The organism is Actinoplanes sp. HUAS TT8, from assembly GCF_051380535.1.
GTDB lineage: Bacteria > Actinomycetota > Actinomycetes > Mycobacteriales > Micromonosporaceae > Actinoplanes.
In genome coordinates this window covers 2,640,851-2,662,772 of record NZ_CP195646.1, presented here as the reverse complement: position 1 = coordinate 2,662,772, position 21,922 = coordinate 2,640,851, and the positions used below count along the sequence as shown (strand labels likewise).

Annotated in this window: 19 protein-coding genes; 11 read left to right on the top strand and 8 right to left on the bottom strand. The window is 71.6% G+C overall.

The window, feature by feature from the left end:
- The first annotated feature begins 18 nt into the window (after positions 1-18).
- From ACSHV8_RS11715 to ACSHV8_RS11705, 3 genes are read left to right on the top strand one after another with little or no spacing between them, the layout of a single operon-like run.
- The gene (locus ACSHV8_RS11715) at positions 19-552 is read left to right on the top strand and encodes a PadR family transcriptional regulator (protein WP_436532239.1); all 534 of its coding nucleotides are present in this window, start codon (positions 19-21) and stop codon (positions 550-552) included.
- Positions 549-1,232 (top strand): ABC transporter ATP-binding protein, encoded by a 684-nt coding sequence (locus ACSHV8_RS11710; RefSeq protein ID WP_436532237.1) that lies wholly within the window; start codon positions 549-551, stop codon positions 1,230-1,232. The genes ACSHV8_RS11715 and ACSHV8_RS11710 overlap by 4 nt, the downstream gene beginning before the upstream one ends.
- Positions 1,229-3,418 carry an FtsX-like permease family protein gene (locus ACSHV8_RS11705; RefSeq protein WP_436532235.1) on the top strand — a complete coding sequence of 730 codons (2,190 nt, stop codon included), beginning with the start codon at positions 1,229-1,231 and terminating at the stop codon, positions 3,416-3,418. The genes ACSHV8_RS11710 and ACSHV8_RS11705 overlap by 4 nt, the downstream gene beginning before the upstream one ends.
- Before the next feature lies 1 nt (position 3,419).
- Here the strand turns inward: ACSHV8_RS11705 and ACSHV8_RS11700 are convergent, their stop codons facing one another.
- Complete coding sequence (locus ACSHV8_RS11700) at positions 3,420-3,887, bottom strand: OsmC family protein (RefSeq protein WP_436532233.1); 468 nt, start codon at positions 3,885-3,887, stop codon at positions 3,420-3,422.
- A gap of 61 nt (positions 3,888-3,948) precedes the next feature.
- Here ACSHV8_RS11700 and ACSHV8_RS11695 point away from each other — a divergent pair, with 61 nt between their 5' ends.
- Together ACSHV8_RS11695 and ACSHV8_RS11690 are read left to right on the top strand one after the other, a co-directional pair.
- Positions 3,949-6,177 (top strand): putative bifunctional diguanylate cyclase/phosphodiesterase, encoded by a 2,229-nt coding sequence (locus ACSHV8_RS11695; protein WP_436532231.1) that lies wholly within the window; start codon positions 3,949-3,951, stop codon positions 6,175-6,177.
- An 18-nt stretch (positions 6,178-6,195) separates the two neighbouring features.
- Complete coding sequence (locus ACSHV8_RS11690; RefSeq protein WP_436532229.1) at positions 6,196-6,726, top strand: GNAT family N-acetyltransferase; 531 nt, start codon at positions 6,196-6,198, stop codon at positions 6,724-6,726.
- A 2-nt stretch (positions 6,727-6,728) separates the two neighbouring features.
- On the opposite strand, the gene ACSHV8_RS11685 is transcribed toward ACSHV8_RS11690, so the two are convergent.
- Positions 6,729-7,769 (bottom strand): hypothetical protein, encoded by a 1,041-nt coding sequence (locus ACSHV8_RS11685; protein ID WP_436532227.1) that lies wholly within the window; start codon positions 7,767-7,769, stop codon positions 6,729-6,731.
- A 70-nt stretch (positions 7,770-7,839) separates the two neighbouring features.
- On the opposite strand from ACSHV8_RS11685, the gene ACSHV8_RS11680 reads away from it, so the two are divergent.
- Together ACSHV8_RS11680 and ACSHV8_RS11675 are read left to right on the top strand one after the other, a co-directional pair.
- Complete coding sequence (locus ACSHV8_RS11680) at positions 7,840-9,219, top strand: S28 family serine protease (protein ID WP_436532225.1); 1,380 nt, start codon at positions 7,840-7,842, stop codon at positions 9,217-9,219.
- A gap of 100 nt (positions 9,220-9,319) precedes the next feature.
- Positions 9,320-9,616 (top strand): hypothetical protein, encoded by a 297-nt coding sequence (locus ACSHV8_RS11675; protein ID WP_436532223.1) that lies wholly within the window; start codon positions 9,320-9,322, stop codon positions 9,614-9,616.
- A gap of 52 nt (positions 9,617-9,668) precedes the next feature.
- Here ACSHV8_RS11675 and ACSHV8_RS11670 read toward each other — a convergent pair whose 3' ends face one another.
- Complete coding sequence (locus tag ACSHV8_RS11670) at positions 9,669-10,703, bottom strand: helix-turn-helix domain-containing protein (RefSeq protein ID WP_436532221.1); 1,035 nt, start codon at positions 10,701-10,703, stop codon at positions 9,669-9,671.
- A 204-nt stretch (positions 10,704-10,907) separates the two neighbouring features.
- On the opposite strand from ACSHV8_RS11670, the gene ACSHV8_RS11665 reads away from it, so the two are divergent.
- Positions 10,908-12,152: an Ig-like domain-containing protein gene (locus tag ACSHV8_RS11665; RefSeq protein ID WP_436532219.1), complete on the top strand. Its 1,245-nt coding sequence runs from the start codon at positions 10,908-10,910 to the stop codon at positions 12,150-12,152.
- Between the two features lie 213 nt (positions 12,153-12,365).
- On the top strand, positions 12,366-13,319 hold the full coding sequence (locus ACSHV8_RS11660) for an SMP-30/gluconolactonase/LRE family protein (RefSeq protein ID WP_436532217.1): 954 nt from the start codon (positions 12,366-12,368) through the stop codon (positions 13,317-13,319).
- Here ACSHV8_RS11660 and ACSHV8_RS11655 read toward each other — a convergent pair.
- Positions 13,306-13,875: a TetR/AcrR family transcriptional regulator gene (locus ACSHV8_RS11655; RefSeq protein WP_436532215.1), complete on the bottom strand. Its 570-nt coding sequence runs from the start codon at positions 13,873-13,875 to the stop codon at positions 13,306-13,308. The two genes, ACSHV8_RS11660 and ACSHV8_RS11655, sit on opposite strands and share 14 nt — an antisense overlap.
- 92 nt (positions 13,876-13,967) lie before the next feature.
- Here ACSHV8_RS11655 and ACSHV8_RS11650 point away from each other — a divergent pair, with 92 nt between their 5' ends.
- Both ACSHV8_RS11650 and ACSHV8_RS11645 read left to right on the top strand, forming a co-directional pair.
- The gene (locus ACSHV8_RS11650) at positions 13,968-14,837 is read left to right on the top strand and encodes an aldo/keto reductase (RefSeq protein ID WP_436532213.1); all 870 of its coding nucleotides are present in this window, start codon (positions 13,968-13,970) and stop codon (positions 14,835-14,837) included.
- 59 nt (positions 14,838-14,896) lie between these two features.
- Positions 14,897-15,319, top strand: a complete 423-nt coding sequence (locus ACSHV8_RS11645; protein WP_436532211.1) for a tautomerase family protein — start codon at positions 14,897-14,899, stop codon at positions 15,317-15,319.
- A gap of 20 nt (positions 15,320-15,339) precedes the next feature.
- Here ACSHV8_RS11645 and ACSHV8_RS11640 read toward each other — a convergent pair whose 3' ends face one another.
- From ACSHV8_RS11640 to ACSHV8_RS11625, 4 genes are all read right to left on the bottom strand, one after another.
- On the bottom strand, positions 15,340-18,414 hold the full coding sequence (locus tag ACSHV8_RS11640; protein WP_436532209.1) for an FhaA domain-containing protein: 3,075 nt from the start codon (positions 18,412-18,414) through the stop codon (positions 15,340-15,342).
- 2 nt (positions 18,415-18,416) lie between these two features.
- On the bottom strand, positions 18,417-19,394 hold the full coding sequence (locus ACSHV8_RS11635) for an AAA family ATPase (protein ID WP_436532207.1): 978 nt from the start codon (positions 19,392-19,394) through the stop codon (positions 18,417-18,419).
- Positions 19,395-19,409: 15 nt separating this feature from the next.
- Positions 19,410-21,251: a trypsin-like peptidase domain-containing protein gene (locus ACSHV8_RS11630; protein WP_436532205.1), complete on the bottom strand. Its 1,842-nt coding sequence runs from the start codon at positions 21,249-21,251 to the stop codon at positions 19,410-19,412.
- A gap of 124 nt (positions 21,252-21,375) precedes the next feature.
- Entirely contained in the window at positions 21,376-21,903 is a 528-nt protein-coding gene (locus ACSHV8_RS11625; RefSeq protein ID WP_436532203.1) for a hypothetical protein, read from the bottom strand.
- Positions 21,904-21,922 lie beyond the last annotated feature (19 nt).

Below are 21,922 nucleotides of genomic sequence, written 5' to 3'. Positions count from 1 at the left end.
CGGCGTATAGTGGCGGCCATGAGTGTTCCGCTGACGCTGCTCGGGCTGCTGGAACGGGCACCGAGCCACGGTTACGACCTGAAACGTGACTACGACGCGTTCTTCGGCGTCGGCAAGTCCCTGCCGTTCGGGCAGGTCTACGCCACGCTGAGCCGCCTGACCCGGGACGGGAAAGTGGTGATGGACGAGGTCGCGCCCGGCGACGGCCCCGAGCGCAAGCGCTACGTGATCACCGAGCAGGGTGCCACCGAGGTGAACACCTGGCTGGCCGATCCGGTCGCACCCGAGCCGCACCTGCAGAGCGTCCTGTTCACCAAGGTCGTCCTGGCGCTGATGCTGGACCGGCCGGCCGACGCCTACCTGGACGGTCAGCGCCGCGCCCACCTGGCCCGGATGCGGGAGCTGACCACGATCAAGCAGACCGGCGGCCTGATCGAGAAGATGCTGGCCGACCACGCCCTGTTCCACCTGGAGGCCGACCTGCGCTGGGTCGACACGACGGCCGCCCGGCTGGACGCCCTGCGGGCCGAGATCCTGCAGGTCAAGCCGTGACCGCCGGGCTGAGCGCGCGGGGTGTCGAGCTGTCGTTCGGCGCGACCCCGGCCCTGCGCGGGGCTGACCTGACCGTCGCCGAGGGCGAGATCGTCGCGGTCATGGGGCCGAGCGGGTCCGGCAAGTCGACGCTGCTGCACTGCCTGGCCGGGATCCTGGTGCCGGATGCCGGCGAGATCGTCCTCGACGGCGTACGGCTGAATGATCTTTCCGAGAATGACCGCAGTGAGCTGCGGCGCGACCGGTTCGGGTTCGTGTTCCAGTTCGGGCAGCTGGTCCCCGAGCTGACCGCGGTGGAGAACGTGGCCCTGCCGCTGCTGCTGGCCGGCGTGCGACGCGACGCGGCGATCCGGCGGGCGGGCGAGTGGTTCGGACGCCTCGGCGTCGGCGGCCTGGAGGGGCGGCGGTCCGGGGAGCTCTCGGGCGGGCAGGCGCAGCGGGTCGCCCTGGCCCGCGGGCTGGTCGCCGGGCCGCGGGTGCTGTTCGCCGACGAGCCGACCGGCGCACTCGACTCGCTGACCGGCGAGCAGGTGATGGACCTGCTGGTCGAGACCGCTCGCGAGCAGGGGACGACGGTGGTGCTGGTGACCCATGAGGCGCGCGTGGCGGCGTACGCGGATCGGGAGGTCATGGTCCGCGACGGCCGCGTGACCAGTCCGGCCGAGGCGGTCGCACCGTGATCAGTCTCGGTCTTCGACTCGCCGTTGCCGGTGGCCGGCCGGCAGTCACGCGCCTGACCGTGCTGGCCGCCGCGGTCGCCCTCGGTGTCGGGATGCTGCTCGCCGCGGTCGCCGGGATCAACGCCGTGCACGCGCAGAACCAGCGCTATTCCTGGCTGAACAGCGTGATCACGGACGCCGCGACCGGGCCGCCGGCCCCCGATCCGGCGCTGTGGTCGGTCCGTGAGGACTACTTCCACGGGCATCCGATGGCCCGCGTCGACGTGGCCGTTTCCGGTCCGGACGGTCCGGTCGCGCCCGGGATGACGGCGCTGCCCGGGCCCGGCGAGTTCCTGGTCTCCCCCGCGCTCGACCGACTGCTGCGCGAGTACCCGGCCGATCAGCTGCGGGACCGGTTCCCCGGGCGGGAGGCCGGCGTGCTCGGCGACGCGGCCCTGCCCTCGCCGGAGTCGCTGATCGTGGTCGTCGGCGGCACGCGGGAGCAGGTCGGGCGCATCGCGGGGGCGACCGAGATCACCCGGGTGGTGACGGTCGCGCCGGACGACTGCGGCGGGTGCGAGGTCGGCATCGGCTCCGACGGCATCGTCCTCATCCTGTCGGTAGTCGCCGCCGCGCTGCTCTTCCCACTATTGATCTTCATCGGTACGGCGACCCGCCTCTCGGCCGCCCGCCGGGAACAGCGCTTCGCCGCGATGCGCCTGGTCGGCGCCACCCCGCGGCAGATCACCCGGTTCGCCGTCGTGGAGTCGGCGGTCGCCGCGGTCACCGGCACCCTCGCCGGGTTCGGGGTGTTCTTCGCGATCCGGGCCGGGCTGGCCCGGATCCCGTTCACCGGTGAGCCGTTCTTCCCGGCCGACCTGTCCCTGACACGCACCGACGGGCTGATCGTGGCCCTCGGTGTGCCGGTCGCGGCGGCCCTGGCGGCGCGGATCGCGCTGCGCCGGGTGCGGATCTCCCCGCTCGGCGTCACCCGCCGGGTCACGCCGAGGTCGCCGCGCGGGTGGCGGGTGATCCCGCTGCTGGTCGCCCTGGCCGAACTGGCGTACCTGGTCGGCAACCGGCCGCCGACCCGCGCCGGGCAGACGTTCGGGTACCTGTCCGGGATCGTCGGCGTCATGATCGGCCTGATGATCGCCGGGCCGTGGCTGACCATGGCCGGCTCGCGTCTGCTGGCGTCCCGGGCCCGCCGCCCGGCCACGCTCATCGCCGGGCGGCGGCTGGCCGACGACCCGCGGGCCGGGTTCCGGGCGGTCAGCGGGCTCATGCTGGCGCTCTTCGTGACCAGCACGGCCACCGGCGTGATCACCACGATCGTGGCCGAGCGGGGCGGCGGCACGATCGGCTCGGCCGGCCACGACCTCGTGTCGGTGCTCGTCGCGCCCGGCGTCCCGGCGAACACCGTCCGTCTCCCGTCGTCGGTGGCCGCGCGGCTCGTCGTGAAGAATCCCGACCCCGACCCGGGCAACCGGCACCTGCCCGGACTGATCTCCTGCGCCGACCTGGCGGCCACGCCCGGCGCCGGCACGTGCCCGGCCGGTGCGCAGGTCGCCGAGGTGTTCCCCGGGCTGACCGGACTGCAGACCCTCGACGGCTACGTCACCGGCCAGGCCTGGCCGGCGTCGGACCACAGCGCGGCGCAGCTCGCCACGCTCGACGTCATGGGTGTCGTCGTGGCGACCGACGGGAGTCCGGCGGCGATCGAGCATGCTCGGACAACCCTCAACCAGGCTTTCCCGTACGGGCGGTCGGCGGCGACCGAGGCCGACTTCCGGGGCGACCTGACCCGCACGCTGGCCCAGTTCCAGCGCCTGGCCGACGTGGTGATCATCGCGAGTCTGGTGATCGCCGGGTGCGGTCTCGCGGTCAGCGTGGCCGGTGGGCTGGCCGAGCGGCAGCGCCCGTTCGCGATGCTGCGACTGACCGGGGTCCGGCTGGCCGAGCTGCGCCGGGTGGTGGCGCTGGAGACGGCCGTACCCCTGATGGTGGTCTCGATCGTCGCCGTCGGCGCCGGCCTTCTCGCCGCGCACCTGTTCCTGCGGTCGCAGATGCACTACGACCTGCACGCTCCGGGCCCGGCGTACTACGTGACCGTGATCGGCGGGCTGCTCGCGTCGCTGGCGGTGATCCTGTCGACGATGCCGCTGCTGCGCCGGATGACCGGGCCGGCCGCGGCGCGGGGCGAGTGAGTCAGGCGATCGGCTCGGGCTCGTGGCGGACCGGGAAGTTGACCGAGTTCGCGATGAAGCACAGCTTGTGGGCGTGCTCGTGCAGGTCGGCGAGCAGCCCGGCCTGGCCCGGGTCGGCCAGGGTGACCCGCGGACGCAGGACGACCTCGTCGAACGCACCGCCGCCGTCCGCGGTCGTGGTCATCGTGCCGTAGGGCGTGTCGGAGTAGTCGGTGACCACGACCTTGGCCGTCACGCACACGTGCAGGAACGACAGCATGTGACACTGCGACAGGGCGGTGAGCAGCAGCTCCTCCGGGTTCCAGCGGGACGGGTCGCCGCGGAACGTGGGATCGGCACTGCCGGCGATCGGGGCCTTGCCGGCGGCGACGACGTCGTGGTCGCGGGCGTAGTCGCGATACCCGCTCGTGCCCGTGCCGGTGTTGCCGGTCCAGGTCACGCTCACCTCGTACCGATGCGTCTTCGACATGCCGCCAAACCTATCGCGGTCCTCATCCCGGTCACTTGCCTGCCGATGACTGCGACGGCGGGTGGAACGGGAAGCGGGTGCGCGGGTGCGGGGCTGGATGCGGTCGGCGTGGGGACTTCTGGCGGTCGCCGGGGTCCTCGTCCTGGTCGCGCCGTTCACCGGGCCGGCCGGGCAGGAGTTCGCGTACGCGCTCATCGGTTTCCTGTCGGCGGCCGGTGTCGTCGCCGGGGTGCGCCGGCACCGTCTCGCCCGGCGCCCGGCCTGGCTGCTGCTGGCCGCCGGGCTGGCCTGCGGGGCGCTGGCCAACACCGTGTGGGGCGTGCAACTCGGCCTGCATCTGCCGCCGCCCCGGTTCTCCGCCGTCGACGTCGTCTACTTCGCGATGTATCCGCTGGTCGCGGCCGCGCTGGCGATGCTGCCGGGCCGCCGGGGCTGGGCCGGGGTGGCCGAGGCCGGGATCGTGGCCTGCACCGGGGCGACGCTGGTGTGGGTGCTGCTCTACGACCCGTACTTCATCGACCAGGGGCGGTCACCGGCCGACGCCGGGGCGGGCGCCTATCCGGTCCTGGACATCCTGCTGGTGGCCATGGCCGTGCGGATGGTGGTCGCCCAGCGGCGACTGCGCCGCACCCACGTGCTGCTGCTGGTCATGGCCGTGCTGCTGACCGCGGCCGACATCCCGTACTTCCTCTCGGTCACGCTCGGCGGCGCCTGGTCCGGGCCGACCTACAGCATGATGGCCTGGCTGATCGCGTTCGCGCTGCCGGGCGTCGCCGCCCTGCAGCCGGCGCCCGAACCGATCGCCGAACCGGCCCGGGACACCGGCGCGGGCGGCTGGCGGACCGCGGTGCTGCACGGCGGTCTGGTGCTGATCGGGCCGGCCGCGACCGGGTACGCGCTGCTGCAGGACGAACGGGAAGGCGAGCTCAACGGGTACGACTTCATCGTGCCGCTGTCGGTGACCGCGATCATCGCGCTGCTGCTCGTGATGCGCATGACCGTCGCGCAGCGGCAGCTGCACCGGCACGCCGCCTCGCTGGCCGAGTCGCAGCGCTCGCTGCGGCACCTCACCGAGCACGACGCGCTGACCGGGCTGCCCAACCGCAGGCTCCTGGAACAGCGGATCGCGTCGGGAACGCCGTACAGTCTCGTGCTTCTCGATCTTGACGGTTTTCAGGACGTCAACGACCGGCTCGGGCACGCCATCGGTGACCGGCTGCTGCTCGCCGTCGCCGAGCGGCTGCGGGCCGCGCTCGCCCCCGGTGAGCTGCTGGCGCGGACCGGCGGCGACGAGTTCGCGGTGCTCGTGCCCGGTGGCGAGGCCGTCGCGCGGGCCGACGCGCTGGTCCGGGCCATGCGCACGCCGGTGTCGGTGGGCGAGCACACGCTGCACGTCACCGCCAGCATCGGTGTGCGGCCGGCCGACGCGACGACCGATCCTGATCATCTGCTCGGGGACGCCGACCTGGCGCTCTACGCGGCCAAGGCGGCCGGCAAGGACTGCGTCGTCCGGTACGAGCCGGCGTTCCGCGACCGGCAGACCGAACGCATCCGCCTCGTCGAACGCCTGCGCCAGGCCCTGGACGCCGACGAACTGGCCGTCTACTACCAGCCGATCGTCGACCTGGACACCACCCGGACCGTCGCCGTCGAAGCCCTGGTCCGCTGGCTGCCCCCGGGCGAGCGGCCGATCGGCCCGGACGCGTTCATCCCGGCCGCCGAGGACAGCGGGCTGATCATCGCGCTGGGCGAGTGGGTGCTGCGCCGCGCCTGCGCCGAGGCCGTACCCCTGGGGGTCGCCCTGACCGTCAACGTGTCGCCCCGGCAGCTCGCCGACGAGGAGTTCACCGCCAAGGTCCGCCGCGCGCTGGCCGACAGCGGTCTGCCCGCGACCGCCCTCACCCTGGAGATCACCGAGGGCGTCCTGATCAACGCGCACGCGCTCGCCCACCTGGAGACGCTGCGGGCCGACGGGATCCGCATCGCCGTCGACGACTTCGGCACCGGGTACTCGTCGCTGGCCTACCTGCGCGACCTGCCCATCGACACCCTGAAGATCGACCGGTCGCTGATGCCGGCCGACGAGCGCGACACCAGGCAGATCGCGCTGGTCCGGGCCGTGATCGAGCTGGCCCGCGCGCTGGATCTGACCACGGTCGCCGAGGGCATCGAGACGCCGTGCCAGGGCGAGCTGCTGCGGGCCATCGGGTGCGAGCGCGGCCAGGGCTACCACTACGCCCGGCCGATGCCCGCGCCCGACCTGATCGCCGCGGTTCCCCTGACCGCCTGAGGTCCTACCATCGGTGGCATGCGGTTGCGGCCCGTGTCCGAAGAGGACCTCGACATCTTCCGCCGGTTCCGGACCGAGCCGGGACTCATCGGCCTGGACTGGACCGGGTTCAAGGATGCCCGCGAACCGGCCCGGCAGTTCGCCGTCGACGGCTTCCTCGGCCCGGACGGCGGACGGCTCATGGTCGAGGACGATCAGCTCACCGCCGGGTACGTGGCCTGGTCGCGGCGCGACTTCGGCAACCCGGCCACGACCGGGTGCTGGGAGATCGGCATCGCGCTGCTGCCGGACTGGCGGGGGCGCGGCCTCGGCTGGCGGGCGCAGGCCGTGCTCTGCGACTACCTGTTCACCCACACGCCGGTGCAGCGGATCCAGGCGGGCACCCACCCGGAGAACATCGCCGAGCAGAAATCCCTGGTGAAAGCCGGGTTCCGGCTGGACGGCGTGATTCGCGCCTGCGAGTTCCGGGCCGGGCGGTGGCGCGACGGCCACCTCTACAGCCGCCTGCGCGACGACCCGGCCCCGGAGCACGGGTCGCCGGTGCCCTGAGCTCAGTCGTCGAGCGCGTCCCAGTCGACGTCCAGGGCCCGCAACGGCCGGACCGGGGAGCGCCGGCGACTGCCGCCGAACACCTCGAAACGGCCGTCGGGATACTCCATCAGGCCGATCACCAGGCCTGGGCCGACGTAGTAGTGGGTGACGTCGGCCGGATGGGATGAGGGCGGCAGCGGGATCCTGGTCAGCGGGGCGAGCAGGACCTCAAGCTGGTCGGGGGCGATCTCGCCGGCGACCGTCACCGGGCTGCACAGGGCCGCCTGGCACAGGGCGAACTGCAGGAGGAAGCCGCTCAGCCGGCTGCGCTCCGGGAGCAGCTCGGCGGCCATCCCCCAGTACCAGACCGGCGGGTCGGGCTCGGCCGGGTCGAACAGGGCCGTCCACACGCCCTGATGGGCGACGGCGAAGGTCTGCAGGCCGCTGCTGTCCGGGCGCCACTGATCCGGGGGCAGCAGCTCGTCGAGGGTGTCGAGGACTTCGTGGCGGCCGGCCGCGGCCTCGAAGTAGGCGGCCAGAGGCGGGGGCGCCTCGACCACGTCCGGGGCGGCGGTCGGGATGTCCGCGTACCAGCCGGTCAGGAATCCGCGCAGGGCGGCAATCGGGTCGTCCGGCACCGACGACACCCAGTCGATCGGCGGGAGCGTCTCGGCGGCGGGCGGGCGGACCAGGGCGAGTTCCTCAGGGGTGAGCGGCTCGGTCAGGGTGCGAGTGACCTCGCGGGGCCCCCGGTAGAACCCGCCGAGCCGGCCGAGCGGGAAGCATCCCTCGTCGAGGCGGACGAAGGCATGGGTCTTACGGCCGGTCTCCCCGACCCACGTCGCCGCGGGCCCGGGGAACGGGGCCCGGAGCACCAGGCGGTTGCGGGTGTGCACGCCGGTGCCGGTCGGGCGGTCGCCGGCGGCCACGATGATGACCAGCGCGTCGTCGCCCCGGGCGTAGAGGACCGTGCCGTCGGTGGCGACTTGCGGGTTCGCGCCGGCCGCTTCCAGGGCGGCGGATTCGGGGAGGAGGGCGCGGCCGGATCGGTACGCAAGCAAGGGTCGTCCTTTGAATTTCATCGACCGGCGCCACTTCTTGTGATCGCTGGGCGTCGATATGGTGGCGGGCGTGAGATCTCGCATCGTGGCCATTCTCGCCGCCCTTCTCGTGGTTCTGTCGCCGGCTACCGCCGCGCGGGCCGCGGACGACCCCCTGCTCGATCAGCTGAAAGCCGTTCCCGGGCTCAGCGTCGTCTCCGAGACGACCGGGAGTGACTACCGGTTCTTCGTGCTGACCTACCGCCAACCCGCCGATCATCGCCATCCGAAGGCGGGGAGTTTCGAGCAGCGGCTGACCCTGCTGCATCGGTCCAGTGCCGCGCCGACCGTGCTCTACACCAACGGGTACGGGCTGGCGGCCAGCCCGCGCGCCACCCAGACCGAGCCGACGGCGCTGCTCGGGGCCAACCAGGTCTCGGTGGAGCACCGGTTCTTCACGCCGTCGCGGCCGGCGCCGGCCGACTGGTCCGACCTGAACATCTGGCAGGAGGCGTCCGACGAGCACCGGATCGTCACCGCACTGAAGAGCATCTATGCCGCACGGTGGATTCAGACCGGTGGGAGCAAGGGCGGGATGACGTCGGTCTACCACCGCCGGTTCTACCCGGGTGACGTGGACGGTGTGGTGGCCTACGTCGCCCCGGACGACGTGATCAATCCGGAGGACTCGGCCTACGACAAGTTCTTCGACACCGTCGGCACTGCTTCCTGCCGTACGGCCCTGGACGACGTCCAGCGAGAGGCTCTCCGTCGCCGGGAGCGGCTGGTCGCCCGGCTGGAGGCCGACGCGAGCGCGAACGGGTGGACGTTCGCCGGGTCGATCGGGACGGCCGACAAGTCGTTCGAGATGACCGTGCTGGACTCGGTGTGGGCGTTCTGGCAGTACAGCACCGCGGCCGACTGTGCGACCGTGCCTGCGTCGACCGCCGGTGACGACGAACTTTACGAGTGGATCGACACCGTGGCCGGGTGGAGCTTCTACACCGATCAGGGGCTCGCGCCGTACTGGCCGTACTACTACCAGGCGGCGAGCCAGCTCGGGTGGCCCAGCCTGCGGTTCGAGCACCTGCGGGGGCTGCGGAACTATCCGGGGCTCTACACCGCCAACTCGTCGCTGCCGCCGCAGCTGCGGCGGGCCCACAACCCGGTGCCGATGATCGACGTGGACCTGTGGGTGCGCACGGCCTCGGAACGGATGCTGTTCGTGTACGGCCAGAACGACCCGTGGAGCGCCGAACGGTTCACGCCGTCGCGGCGCGACTCCGCGCTGTTCGTGGCGCCGGGCGCCAACCACGGCGCGAACATCGCCAAGCTCGACCCGGCCGACGCGACCGCGGCGACGGCGATGCTGCGCCGGTGGGCCGGGGTGTCGACGACGTTCGCGGCCAAGCAGGCGTCGGACATTCCGCTCGACGACATGCTGGGCGGCGATCCGCGCCGCGTCCGCTGACCCGATCCGGAAAAGACGGCCCGCCGGCGTCCGGCGGGCCGTCCCGTGGTCGAGCGGGCTCCCGTGACACTCGGCGTTCTGCTACGTAGCAAATCGCCGGGTGCATTCTGACTCCTCAGTCGGGCTCGGCCGCGGGCATACCGCCGGCGACGTGGCGATGTCAGTATTTCTGAAGTCGTCCCGACGAATTCAGAAGGAGCCGGGAATGCGTAAAAGAATTGTTGTCATCGTCATCGCTCTGGTGTTCGTGCTGGTCCTGCTGCCGACGTCCCGCTGGTGCGGGCTGACGGCCGGCGAGCTCACGGCCATTCTGGGCACGGCCGCAGCCTTCTTTTCCGCCGTCGCCGCCGCGATTCCGGAGATCGATCAACGGAGTCACCCGTCGACAGCGTCCTGACCAGAAATGCGGAAGGGGCCGGAAGCCAAGTTGCTTCCGGCCCCTTCCGCATTCACGGATCCGCTCGCGGTGGCGACCGGCCCTCGCCGAGCAGTTCCTCGATACGCTCACCGATCAGGTCGGCCGACTCCGCCGACGACAGCGTCAGATCGGTGAGCTGATCGAAGACGTCCCGATAGCGGGGCAGCTCGGCGGCTTGACCTTCCACGACGTCGCCACCACCGGGCTGCTCGAAATAGACCAGTTCATCGTCGGTGGGCGCCTCGAAGGTCAGGATCGTGAAGGCGCCTGTGCTCATTCCCGGATGCTCGCCGACATCGAAGGGGAGGATCCGGATCGACACCTCGGGTCGTGCACTCAGCTCGCCGAGGCGGCGCAACTGATCGATCATCAAGCCGGGCCGACCGGTCCGGCCTCCGACACGCCTCCACAGGGCGGATTCATCCAGGACGACGTGCATCATCTCGTGGCCCGCGGCGAACCGGGCGCGGTCCATCCGGACCCGGACCAGACTCTGGATCCTGTCGCCGCTGCTTCCCGGGTTGAAGGCTCGGAGGACAGCCCGGGCGTATTCCTCGGTCTGCAGCACACCGGGGACGAAAGCCGTCTCGTACTGACGGATGACGGTGGCCGCCTGCTCGTCCTCGAGGAACGTGGCGAAGGATCGCGGCAGCAGATCCCGGTAGCGCTCACGCAGCCCGGGACGCCGGGCGTAGCGACCCAGCGAGACGACGTCCTCGACCTCAGCGGGATTCCGCACGTCGTACAGCGAGAGCAGCGCCCGCAGATCCGTGGTCGAGACCGAACTCTGGCCGTTCTCGATGCGCAGGACCTTCGACTTGGACCACTCCAGCTTCTGGGCGACGTCCTCCTGGGACAGGCCCCGGGCCAGCCGCTCCCGGCGGAGGATCCCCCGAAGGCGCCTCCGCTGAACGGCCGGGCTCACGCTGCTGTCCATCACCCGCCCCCAAAGGGTCGATGCGACGTATTTTACGGCTGAGGCCCCGGGATCCACCAGTTCGACCGTCTGCCGGGGATCGCCCGCCGCGACCTGTTTCGGGCTTTGCGCGACCATCGTCGGCTTCACGACAGCGTTGGTGAGGCACCTCGCCGGGGGACAAATCAACCACGAGATCCAATGACCGACATAACAGTCAGGAACGGGTTGTCGAGGTTGCGCGGCGTCGCTAAATTGATCGACTTAGCGGGCAACTTTTCGGGTCTCAGCCGCGTCTTTCTAACGTGCGGCCTCGATGGGCGCCGGCCGTGACCCCCCTCGATTGTGAGAGCCATGATTCAGCGACGCAAGGTCATCATCGGTTCACTCGGCGTGGCCGCCGCCGCGACAGCCGCCGGTTGCTCCTCGTCGGGCAGCAAGTCGGGCGACTCGAACACCGTCTTCACCGAGTCGGTGGCCAACAACGAGGCCGCGGCCCCCGCGCCCACGGCCGTGCCGGTCGAGCTGACCGTGACGCCGGCCGACAAGGCCACCGGGGTCTCCCCGGTCAAGCCGATCGTCGTGACCGCGACCGAGGGCACGCTGAAGTCGGTCGTCGTCACCACCGGCAAGACGAAGGTCGACGGCGAGATCCAGTCCGACGGGTCGTGGAAGTCGACCGACGATCTGGGCTACGACAAGTCGTACAAGATCGTCGCGACCGCCGCCGACAGCCTGGGCGTGACGACCTCGAAGACCTACACGTTCAAGACGCTGGAGCCGGCGCACCTGGCCGAGGTGACGTTCCAGGCCAACGGGCTCGCGTCGATCAAGACCGGTAAGACGTACGGTGCCGGCCAGCCGGTGATCGTGGCGTTCAGCCGCGAGGTGGACAAGTCGGTGGCCGAGAAGGCCATCGAGATCACCACCTCGCCGTCGGTCGAGGGCAAGTTCTACTGGGCCGACTCGAAGACCGTGCACTGGCGCCCGGCGAAGTACTGGGCCGCCGGCACGTCGATCAAGGTGAACGTCAACGTGCTCGGCGTGCGGCTGGCCAAGGGTGTCTACGGCGAGAAGAACGCGTCGACCAACTTCAAGATCGGTCGCCAGTTGATCGCGATCAGCGACAACCGGACGCACATGACCAAGGTCTACATCAACGGCAAGCTCGTGCGCACCATGAAGAGCAGCCTGGGCCGCGGCGGCGGGACCACGGGGGCGAACGGTCAGCACATCAGCTTCTGGACCGCCGGCGGGCCGCACGTCGTGCTCTCCAAGGAGCGGTACCACACGATGAGCTCGGCGAGCTACGGCGTCAACGACCCGAGCAACCCGAACTACTACGTGTCGGACAATGTGGAGTACTGCACCCGCATCACCTACTCGGGCGAGTTCCTGCACGCCGCGCCGTGGAACGGTTCGCTGGGCCGGGCCAACCTGTCGCACGGGTGCATCAACCTGAGCATGGCCGACGCCAAGTGGGTGTATGAGAACTTCATCCTCGGTGACGTCGTCGACGTGAAGAACAGCCCGCGCGCTCTGCCGATCTACAACGGCCTCGGCGACTGGACCGTCTCCTTCGACAAGTACGGTCGCTGACCGTTTTGCCCTGACCGGGACCACGGGGTTTTGCGGTTTGACCGCAACCAGCCGACCACGTCGCCCTTGCGGGCTGAGCGTTCTGGGCGCGCCAGCGCCCTGCTCAGGCCGGAAGGGTCCCCGCGGGAGCGACGATCCGGACCACGGCGAAGATAGGACATCATGGTTGTGAATGTGATGTTGATCTGAGCTCGCCGTCCCCTGGAGGTTCGCGTGCCGCGTCGTCTCATCCGGCCCCGGCGCTGGACGCCGCCCGTGCTCGCCGACCGTGGGCCGACCGCGCGGCTGCGGGTGCGGCGGAGGCTGGCGACCGGCGGGCACGGGCCCGAGGATGTCGTTTTTGATCAGGCCGGGCGGGTCGTCACGGGCACCGCGGACGGCCGGATCGTCAGCATTGATCCGGATTCCGGCGAGCGGATCGTGCTGGGTGAGACCGGCGGGCGGCCGCTCGGGCTGCATCCGCGGGCGGACGGCAGCGTGCTGGTCTGCGATCACGATCAAGGGCTTCTTGAGGTACGGCCGGACGGCACCGCCCACGTCCTGGCCGCGGAAACGTTCGCCAGCAACGTGGTCGAGGGGCGCGACGGCACGATCTGGTTCACCACGTCGACCAGTCGCTGGACGCTCGACGAGTACGAGGGCGACATCCTGGAGCACACGTCGACCGGCCGGCTGATCCGTCGTGATCCGGATGGGACACTGACGACGCTGCTGGACGACCTCAAGTTCGCCAACGGGCTGGTGCTCGCGCCGGACGAGTCCTACGTTCTGGTCGCCGAGACGGCCGGCTACCGGATCCGGCGGCACCGGCGCGACGGGCGCACCGACATGCTGGTGGAGAACCTGCCCGGCTTCCCGGACAACATGTGGCTGGGCAGCGACGGTCTGCTCTGGGTGGCGATCGCCGCGCCGCGCAACCCGCTGGTCGACCGGCTGCTGCCGTTGCCGGGTTTCCTGCGGCTGCTGGTCTGGAACCTGCCGCCGGCCGTGCGCCCGAAGGCCACCCCGATCGCCTGGGTGATCGCTTTCGGTCTCGACGGCACCCTGGTGCACGATCTGCGGGCCGACGACGGCTCCTACGGGTTCGTCACCTCGGTGGCCGAGCGGGACGGCACGGTCGTCATCGGCAGCCTGACCGAGGACGACATCGCCGTCATCGAGTGGTGAGCAGTCCGTCCACCAGCAGTCGCAGCATCCGCCCGGCCTGCTCGGGGTCGGCCGCGGCCAGCATGACGCCGGCCATGCTGGCGGTGACGTCGCCGGGCCGGACGTCGGCGCGCAGGCTGCCGTCGGCCTGCCCCGCGTCCAGGATCGTGCTTATCGCCCCGCTGAGGTGCTCGCGGGTCTGACCGGAAGTGATCGCGCCGCTGGCGATCACCGCGCGCAGCGCCTCGGCCATGCCGCGCTTGGTGGCGACGAAGTCCTGGTAGCGGCGCATGAACTCGCGCATCGCCTCGGGCGGTGCGAGGTCGGTGACCAGGTGCGGGGCCATCGCGCAGAGGCGGGCCAGTTCGCTGCGGTAGACCTCCTCGACCAGCGCCTCGCGCGACGGGAAGTTGCGGTAGAGCGTGCCGACGCCGACGCCCGCCTCCCGCGCGATCGCCTCGATCTTGACGAGGTCCTGGCCGGAGGCGAGGGCCTGGGTGGCGGCGTCGATGATCCGCTGCCGGTTGCGCTGGGCGTCCCGGCGCGTCGTGGGGCGCTGCTCGGAAACTTCAATCACCTCCGAAGCGGAATCGATTCCGCTTCTGTTATGGTCGGTCCGGCCAAGCGGAATCGATTCCGCTTACACGACATCCTATCGGGAGGGCCCTCATGACCATGCACGGGAAACTCGGCGACCACGAGGTCCTGCGCGTCGGCTTCGGCGCCATGCAGCTCGAACACGGCGAGCCCGAAGCCGCCGTCGAGGTGCTGCGCCGCGCCGTCGAACTCGGCGTCGACCACATCGACACGGCCCAGTTCTACGGCCAGGGCAAGGTCAACGACAGGATCAAAACCGCATTGCATCCGTACGGCGGCAGCCTGCGCCTCGTCTCGAAGGTCGGCGCCGTGACCCACCCGACCGAGCGCCTGATCGCCGCCCAGAAACCGTCCGAGCTGCGCGAACAGGTCGAGGAGAACCTGCGTTCGCTCGGCACCGACCACCTGGCCGTGGTGAACCTGCGCCGGGCCGACATGGGCCCCGGCATCACCGCCGCCGGCGACCAGGTCGTCGACCTGGACCTCCAGCTGGCCGAGCTGATCGCCCTGCGCGACGAGGGCAAGATCGGCGGCATCGGCCTGAGCCACGTCACCCTGGCCCAGCTGCGCCAGGCGCTGCCGGCCGGGATCGTCTGCGTGCAGAACCTGTACAACGTCCTCACCCGCGGCCACGAGGACCTGCTGGCCGAGTGCGCCGAGCGGGGCATCGCGTGGGTCCCGTTCTTCCCGCTCGGCTCGGCCTTCGACGGCTTCCCCGGCGTCGCCGGTCACCCGGTGGTCGCCGCGCACGCCGCGCGCCTCGGCATCACCCCGGCCCAGGCCGGCCTGGCCTGGCTGCTCGGCCACAGCCCGGCCACCCTGCTGATCCCCGGCACCCGCAGCCTCGACCACCTGGCCGAGAACATCGCGGTCGCCGCCATCGAACTCGACCCGGAGGCGACGACCGCCCTCGACGCGCTCGACCCTCACGTGTTCGCGTGATGTCCCGGCTGCTCACGGGCTGATCAGATGAGCGGGTTCCCGGAGAAAGGTGACCCACCATGCCCATGATCGACGTCTACGCGGCCGCCGGCACGTTCCCCGACCGGCACCGGCTGGCCATCGCCCTGGCCACCGCGGTCAAGGAGATCGAACAGGTCCCGGACATCGCGATGTTCCGCAAGAACACCGCCGCGTTCGTGCACGAACTGCCCGCCGACGCCATCGCCAACGTCGACGGGGACAGTGATTACGTACGGGTCCAGGTCCTCACCAACGCCGGCGCCCTCGACCGGGACAAGCAGCTCGCCGTGGTCGAACGCCTCACCGCGATCATCGCCGACGAGGCCGGCGACCCGTCGGTGTCCGAGCGCACCTGGGTCCTGCTGACCGAGGCCCCCGAGGGCGGCTGGGGTCTGTGGGGCCACGCCCACACCAACGCCGACCTGATCGCCGCCGCCCGCGCCGCCCTGGCCGCCGGCTGACTCAGCCGGGCCGGTCCCGGTCACGCGATGATGCCCCCGCCGGGGACGCTGTCCGCGATGACCGACACCTGGGGTGATCGGATCAGGTCATCGGCCACGAACCCGACGGTCACGGTCCCGGCCGGGTACCAGCCGCGAACGCGGAAAACACGTGCCAGGTGCCCCGCGAAAGCCTCCTCGATCGGCGGCAGGAGCCGCACGAAATGCTCGTGGTCGGGCGGGGCGAGCGAGACCGTGAAGCGGTTCGGCACCGGTGGGAACGGTGACGACTCCGGCTCGACGCCGCGTTCGGCCACGGCGAGGATCTCCCGCATGATCGTCGCGGCGGTCAGCGGCCCGCGCAGGAACCGCCGGGCCGCGGGCGGATAACGTTCGACCAGGGTCTGCTCGGCCCGGGCCACCTGCTCCGGGTCGTCGGCCGGCGGCTGGTCGTCGTCCGGTCCCTCCGGGTCCGTGTAATACGGCGGGGCTCCGCGGACCGGGACCTCCGGCAACACCTCGGTGTCGCCCTCCAGGAATCCGGGCCGGTCGGCCCGCGGCTCGCCGAGAAGGCCGAACCCCTGATCAGGCCCGGGCCGGACAGTCACCGGCGGGAACGGTCCGGAGGCCGTGCGCACGCCCTCGAACCCCGGCCCGTTCAGCACGACCCAGGCCTCGGCGGCCAGCGCCCGCGCGGCCGGCCGCTCCGCGGGCGCCTTGCGCAACGTGCCGGAGATCAGGGTCCGCGCCTCCGGCGGCACGTAGGCGGGCAGCAGCGGCGGCAGCTCCCGCAGGTGCTTCTGGATGACCTCCAGGGCGTCGAGGCCGGTGAAGGGCGGCTGCCCGGCGAGACACCGGTATCCGACCACACCGAGCGAGTAGACGTCGGAACTCGGCTGCGGCTCCGACCGGGAATGCTCGGGCGAGATGTACTCGGCGTCACCGACGAGCAGCTCGGCCCGGACCGTCCCGCGGGCCGCCGGCCGGGCGAACCGGAACCCGGTCAGGACCACCCGGCCGCTGGACAGCACCCGCAGCGCGACCGGGTCGACGTCACCGTGCACGAGGCCCTGCTCGTGGACCGCGGCCAGCGCCTCCGCGGCCTGGGCGATCACCAGCAGCGCCGAGCCCGCGGCCAGCACCTGCTCGCCCGGACCGAGGATCTCCGACAGATCGGAGCCGTCGAGATGTTGCATGACCACGTACTGGGCACCGCTCGCGGCGATCGTCCCGGAGCCGTGGACCCGCACCACGCCGGGATGCTCGATGCGCCCGACGGCCTGGGCCCGGCGGTGGAACGCCGCCGTGGCCGCCGCGTCCGGGAACAACTCGGCCGGTGAGACCTTGACCGCGACCGTCTGACTGAGCTGCAGGTCGGTGGCCCGCCACAGGTCCCCCGTCCGTCCCCCGCCGATCTGTTCGTCCAGCCGATAGCGGTGATCGACCGTGACGCCGGGGACGAGGTCGGCCGGTTCCTCCCCGGAACCGTCCCCGGTGGGCACCTGGCCCGGCGGCGGAACCGGTGTCCGCGGTTCGAGCCGTTCGACCAACTCGTACGGGATCCAGGCGAAGGGGCGCGCCACGACCTCGGCCGCCGAGCCGCCGGCGACGGCCGCGACCGCCCCGAACGTCGCGTCGGAGAAGCCGCCGTGCGTGGTGACGTAGTCCGAGACGAGGTCCAGGACCTGCCGCATCTCGGAGACCCGCAACTCGTCCAGCAGCAGGCCACGAACCCGGGGGCGGAAGTCGAACCGGTGCAGCGCCGCGCTGCCGTTGGCCACCCGCCGCAGCAACCCGGAGAGCAGCACCTCGGCCACGTGGGTCGGCCCGGACGCGGGCACCATCGCGCGCTGGACCAGGTGGATGACGTGCAGGTCGAGCGGTACCGCGGCGAGGCACACGGCGAGCCGGCACGCGTCCGGTGAGGCGGTGGCGAAGAACTGACCGACCAGGGTCTCGGCGTCGTCCGGCACCCCCTCGGCCGGTGGCGCGGCCCGCGCCGACGGTTCGGAGGTGATGATCGCGGCCGCCAGCTCGATGCCGCCGTCCGTCGCCCCGGCCACCGTCCGGGACCACGAGGCCATCCAGGCCGGTCGCAGCTCGACCACCGGCACCGGACGTTCCACGGCCGCGAGCTCGCGCGGCCGGCGGCGTCGCTCCACGAACGTCTGCTCACCGGTGAATGTCCCGGGCCGGAAGGACACGAAGGTCCCGTTGCGGACGTGCAGTCCGGTGCGCGACCACAGCCGCTCCGGCAGCGGCTGCACGATCACCACGAAGCCCCGTGCACTCCAGGCGGCCAGCAGCGAGCCGGCCGAACCGTCGCGCCAGGCCTGCGAGGTCGCGTCGGTGAACACCAGGAACAGGCGCCGGCCGGAGAAGTCGATCAACTCGCTGCCACTGCGGACGCCCAGGTCGAGGTGGGTGGCCGCGCCGTACGGCGTCACGCCCAGCCCGGCGTTTCCGTCGTGGACCATCCGCCAGAGCCGGATGTCGCGGAACGCGCCGAGCTGACGCAGCACGGAACGCAACTCGCCGGCCGTCCCCGCCCACAGGTCCATGGACGGCGCCGAGTCCACCACGACCACGGCATCGAGCCAGCGCTCCTGCGCGGGACGCAGCACCGGGCTGGGCGGTCCGCCGCCGGCGATGCGCTGCGCGGTCGCGTCCTCGTCCAGGACTTCGTCGCGCCGGGAGTCGATCCGCCGTTTGAGCGGCCGCAACGCGCGCAGCAAGGCGCCCCGGTCGGGCAGTGTGGGCCCGGTCGGGACCAGGAAGGCCCGGCCGGTCACCTCGGTGACCGCTCGTTCTCCGGCTGCGGGCAGCGTCAGCGGGACACTCTCGGCGCCCGGGTCGAGCACCGGTTGCCCGGTCGGCAGCGGGTCGGGGTCCTCCACGGCCGCGCCGGGGTCCGGGCCGGGTGGTCCCGCCGATGAGGGCAGCGCGGGTCCGCGCTTCGGCGGCCGGCGGATCCGCGGCTGCGGGACGGCTTCCTCGGTGGCGGCCGGGGCCAGCGTGCCGGCCGTGCTCGCGAGCCACAACGCTTCGGCGACCTCCATCGCCTCGACGGGCAGACCGGCCCGTCGCAGGACGTCGATGAACTCGCCGGTGCGCATGATCAGTTCGTGGAGGACAGGCTGCGCAGGACGCTGTCGATGAGTTGGCGGCGATCGTCGGCGGTCACGTTCATGGTCAGGAAGACCGCGTTCAGCAGTTGGTCGGTCGAGAGCTGGGACGAACCGCGCTGGGTCAGGAAGTGCTGGATCAGGTCGGCCGACCGCTCCCGGTAGTCCGGCCCGAGGTGGGACTCGACGATCCGGGCCAGCCGGTCCGGGTCCGGCGCGGACAGTTCGAGCCGGACACACCGGCGCAGGAAGGCCGGCGGGAAATCGCGCTCGCCGTTGCTGGTCAGCACCACGACGGGGAAGTTGCTGCACCGCACGGTCCCGCTGGGCAGCGGCACCGGCTCGTCCTGCCCGTGGATGAAGATCTGCTCGCCCCGCTCCCCGCCGCGGATCAGCTCGGGGATCGGGAACTCGCCCTCCTCAAGGACGTTGAGCAGGTCGTTGGGCAGGTCCACGTCGCTCTTGTCGATCTCGTCGATCAGCAGTACGCGCGGTCGATGGAACGGCAGCAGGGCGGTGCCGAGCGGTCCGAGCCGGATGTACTGGCCGATCCCGGCCGGGGCCGGACGGTCGTCCGACCCGGACAGATTGCTGTCCTGCAGCCGGCCGACCGCGTCGTAACGGTAGAGGCCCTCCTGCAGGGTCGAGCGACTGTTGATCGGCCAGCGCAGCACCGGGCCGAGACCCAACTCATGAGCCACCGCGTACGGCAGTGTCGACTTGCCGGTGCCCGGCGGCCCGGTGATCAGCAGCGGCCGGCGCAGGAACAGGGCGACGTTGAGCGATTCCAGTTCCTTCGGCTCGGGCTGATACGTCCGGGCCCGTTCCAGGTTGATCGGATTCCGCTCCCACCAGCCGTCCTCGTCCAGGTGCAGGCTGGGCTCGGTGGCGAAGTTCCGCCAGGGTGGGGCGGGCGGCATGGTCCAGTCGTGGGGCGTCCCCGAACCCTGGAAGACGTGCCAGTCGGTCATCGAAACTCCGTTCGGTCACGCCAGCTCGACGAGCGGGACGGCAGGCTCGGGATTGTGCTCGGGGTCGTCCCAGAGCAGGACGATGCCGGCCCACATCGGCTCCCGGCCGGCCGCCGCCTCGTTGCGGAGCCGCTGGACGACGTCGGGCAGGTCGGCCAGCCGGTGCCCGGCCAGCGCCTCCGACAGGCCGTGCCGGAACCGGTGCCCCGAGCAGCTCTCGGCGGCCTCGTCGGCCTGGTGTTCCGGGCAGGTGTTCCGGCTCCACACCGCGGCCGGGATACCGACGCCGATGGCGACCCCGAGGGTGTCCCCGGCGAACTGGCGTGGTTGCCGGGCGAGGCCGAGCAGCGCGATCTCGGGCGACAGGCGCAGGCCGGCGTCGAACTCGGGCTCGCTGTGTTGATCGGTGCAGGCCAGCCACTCCGTACTGCCCGTACCCGTGTGCAGGGCTCGCCAGCGTTCCTTCCACGACGACCAGCTGATGGAATCGGTGAACCGTTCCAGGTCGCGGATGACCACCGGGTTGGTCCGGCCCAGCCGGGAGTACCGGGTCACCGCCAGGTCCTCGAAGTCCTCCTCGAACAGCTCGGCGGGCACGACGAACTCCACCCCGGCCCGGCCCTCCAGCCGTTTCAGCAGCGAGCGGAGCTGCTCGGTGATGGTCGCCCGGGTGCCGGCCAGGTCCTGGCCGAGGCCGTCGTCGCAGTACACCTTCCGGCTGTGCTTGCCCGTCTGGTGCACCCACAGGGTGACGTTGTAACGGGTGTGGTCGAGGGAGTGCGGATCGACCCGCACGATGATCGACGGCCGTTCACCGGCGCGGTGCCGGCCCGGCTCGGCGGGCGTCCGTCGCCACTGTTCGAGCTCGCCGTACTCCCCGCGCCGGGCCGCCACCCGCACGGTCCACTCGTGCAGGGCCGCACCGGTCACGCTCGATTCCGCCCGCGCGAGCCGATCGGTCAGCCGCAGCAGGGGATGCAGTTGCCCGGGCCGGCCCGCCGGGCGGTCGGCGAGCAGGTGACCGAGCCGGCGGATGCTGGTGATCGGCTCCGGCGGCAGACCGGTCGCCGGCCCGACCGCCTCGGCGTAGAGGGCGATCAGGTCGGGCGTGCCGCTCAACCGGCTCAGCAGGTCGAACAGCCCGGCCTCCTCCTGGGCCAGGAGGGCGGCCGGGCGGGTCGCCTCCAGCTCCACCGTCCGCCGGTGGCGAACCTCGGTCCACGAGCCGGCGGCGTGGAACCGGTCGTGCCCCTCCCACAGTGCCGCCTGCTCGGCCGGGTCGAGGTGATCCAGGGCCCGGATCGGCACCAGCAGCCCGCCCCGTTCGGCCTCCACGTCGCGGCTGGTCTTGACCATGCCGCACACCGTTCCGTTGGTGAGGTCGAGCACCGGACCACCGGACATGCCCGGAGCGATCTCGTCGCCGGTGAAACGCCAGAATTCCGCGTCGTCGCCATAGGTTCCGGCCAATTTGCCACTGGCCGAGTGCACCTGGAGATCGGGCGCGTAGACCGCCGAGTGTCCGATCAGAAACAGCGGCGCGTTGATCGGCAGGTTCTGCTCGCTCAACCAGACACAGTCGTTGTCGACCCCGGGAACGCTGATCAGCGCGACGTCCGGATAGGGCCAGGAACCGGCCAGGTCGGCGCGCCGGGGAGGGGACGCCTGCCGGACCTTCCCGGTCAGCCGATGCGACTGCCAGGTGACCGTCACCGTCCCCTGGGGCGCGACGTGGGCACAGGTCAGGACCAGTCCGGGAGCGATCCAGAAGCCGCTGCCGGCGCCACCGTCGGCGGTGTCGATCCGGACCAGGCAGCGGCGCACCAGGCGGACGAAATCGTCTTGCGGGTCGGTCATGCCGGTCGGATCCGGAAACGGCGAAATTCGATCATGAACAGGCTGGTCCTCGCGCGGTCATCGGGAGAGCGCGATTGACTGTATTCGGGTCCTGGGCCGGACGGAATAATGTGGACGGCCGATCTCAATCCCGCTCGCCGGACCCCGGCCGGATCGGCGGATCGGTCAACTCCGTGATGAGCCCGCGCAGGTCGAAACCCACCTCGCCGCGCGGGCGGAGACCGACGTCGCGCGGGCCGCCCGGCTCCGGTGCCGGCGCGGCCAGGGCCGCCGCCCGCACCGCCCGCAGCGTGGTCGCGGCCTCGGCCGCGGCGACCCGCGCGGCGGCCGCCTCGCTGGTCTCGGTCCGCGTCTCCGCGCGAGCCTGCTCGGCCGCCTGGTTGGCGGCGTCGGCGTCGGCGCGCGCCGCCTGCGCGGCCGATCGGTGCACCTCACGCCCGAACAGCCAGCCGATCGCGGTGAAGACCAGGGCCTCGACCGCACCGAAGACGTAGACCCGCCGCTGCCAGACCACGTCGTCCCCGCCGGCCAGCAGGATCATCGCCACCACGAGAAAGGCGAAGCCGATCAGCAGGCCGGCGGCCACCCCGAACTGGCCGGTCCATCGCCGCTTCAGCTCCCGCGTGGACAACTCCGGCTGCGGATCGGTCACGGTGCCCCCTTGGTCTCGC

Bases quoted from the DNA above. Each gene is read 5' to 3' on its own strand.
- ACSHV8_RS11715 (WP_436532239.1), top strand. From the start codon at position 19: ATGAGTGTTCCGCTGACGCTGCTCGGGCTGCTGGAACGGGCACCGAGC.
- ACSHV8_RS11700 (WP_436532233.1), bottom strand. From the start codon at position 3,887: ATGTCGAAGACGCATCGGTACGAGGTGAGCGTGACCTGGACCGGCAAC.
- ACSHV8_RS11690 (WP_436532229.1), top strand. From the start codon at position 6,196: ATGCGGTTGCGGCCCGTGTCCGAAGAGGACCTCGACATCTTCCGCCGG.
- ACSHV8_RS11665 (WP_436532219.1), top strand. From the start codon at position 10,908: ATGATTCAGCGACGCAAGGTCATCATCGGTTCACTCGGCGTGGCCGCC.
- ACSHV8_RS11650 (WP_436532213.1), top strand. From the start codon at position 13,968: ATGACCATGCACGGGAAACTCGGCGACCACGAGGTCCTGCGCGTCGGC.
- ACSHV8_RS11645 (WP_436532211.1), top strand. From the start codon at position 14,897: ATGCCCATGATCGACGTCTACGCGGCCGCCGGCACGTTCCCCGACCGG.
- ACSHV8_RS11640 (WP_436532209.1), bottom strand. From the start codon at position 18,414: ATGCGCACCGGCGAGTTCATCGACGTCCTGCGACGGGCCGGTCTGCCC.
- ACSHV8_RS11635 (WP_436532207.1), bottom strand. From the start codon at position 19,394: ATGACCGACTGGCACGTCTTCCAGGGTTCGGGGACGCCCCACGACTGG.
- ACSHV8_RS11630 (WP_436532205.1), bottom strand. From the start codon at position 21,251: ATGACCGACCCGCAAGACGATTTCGTCCGCCTGGTGCGCCGCTGCCTG.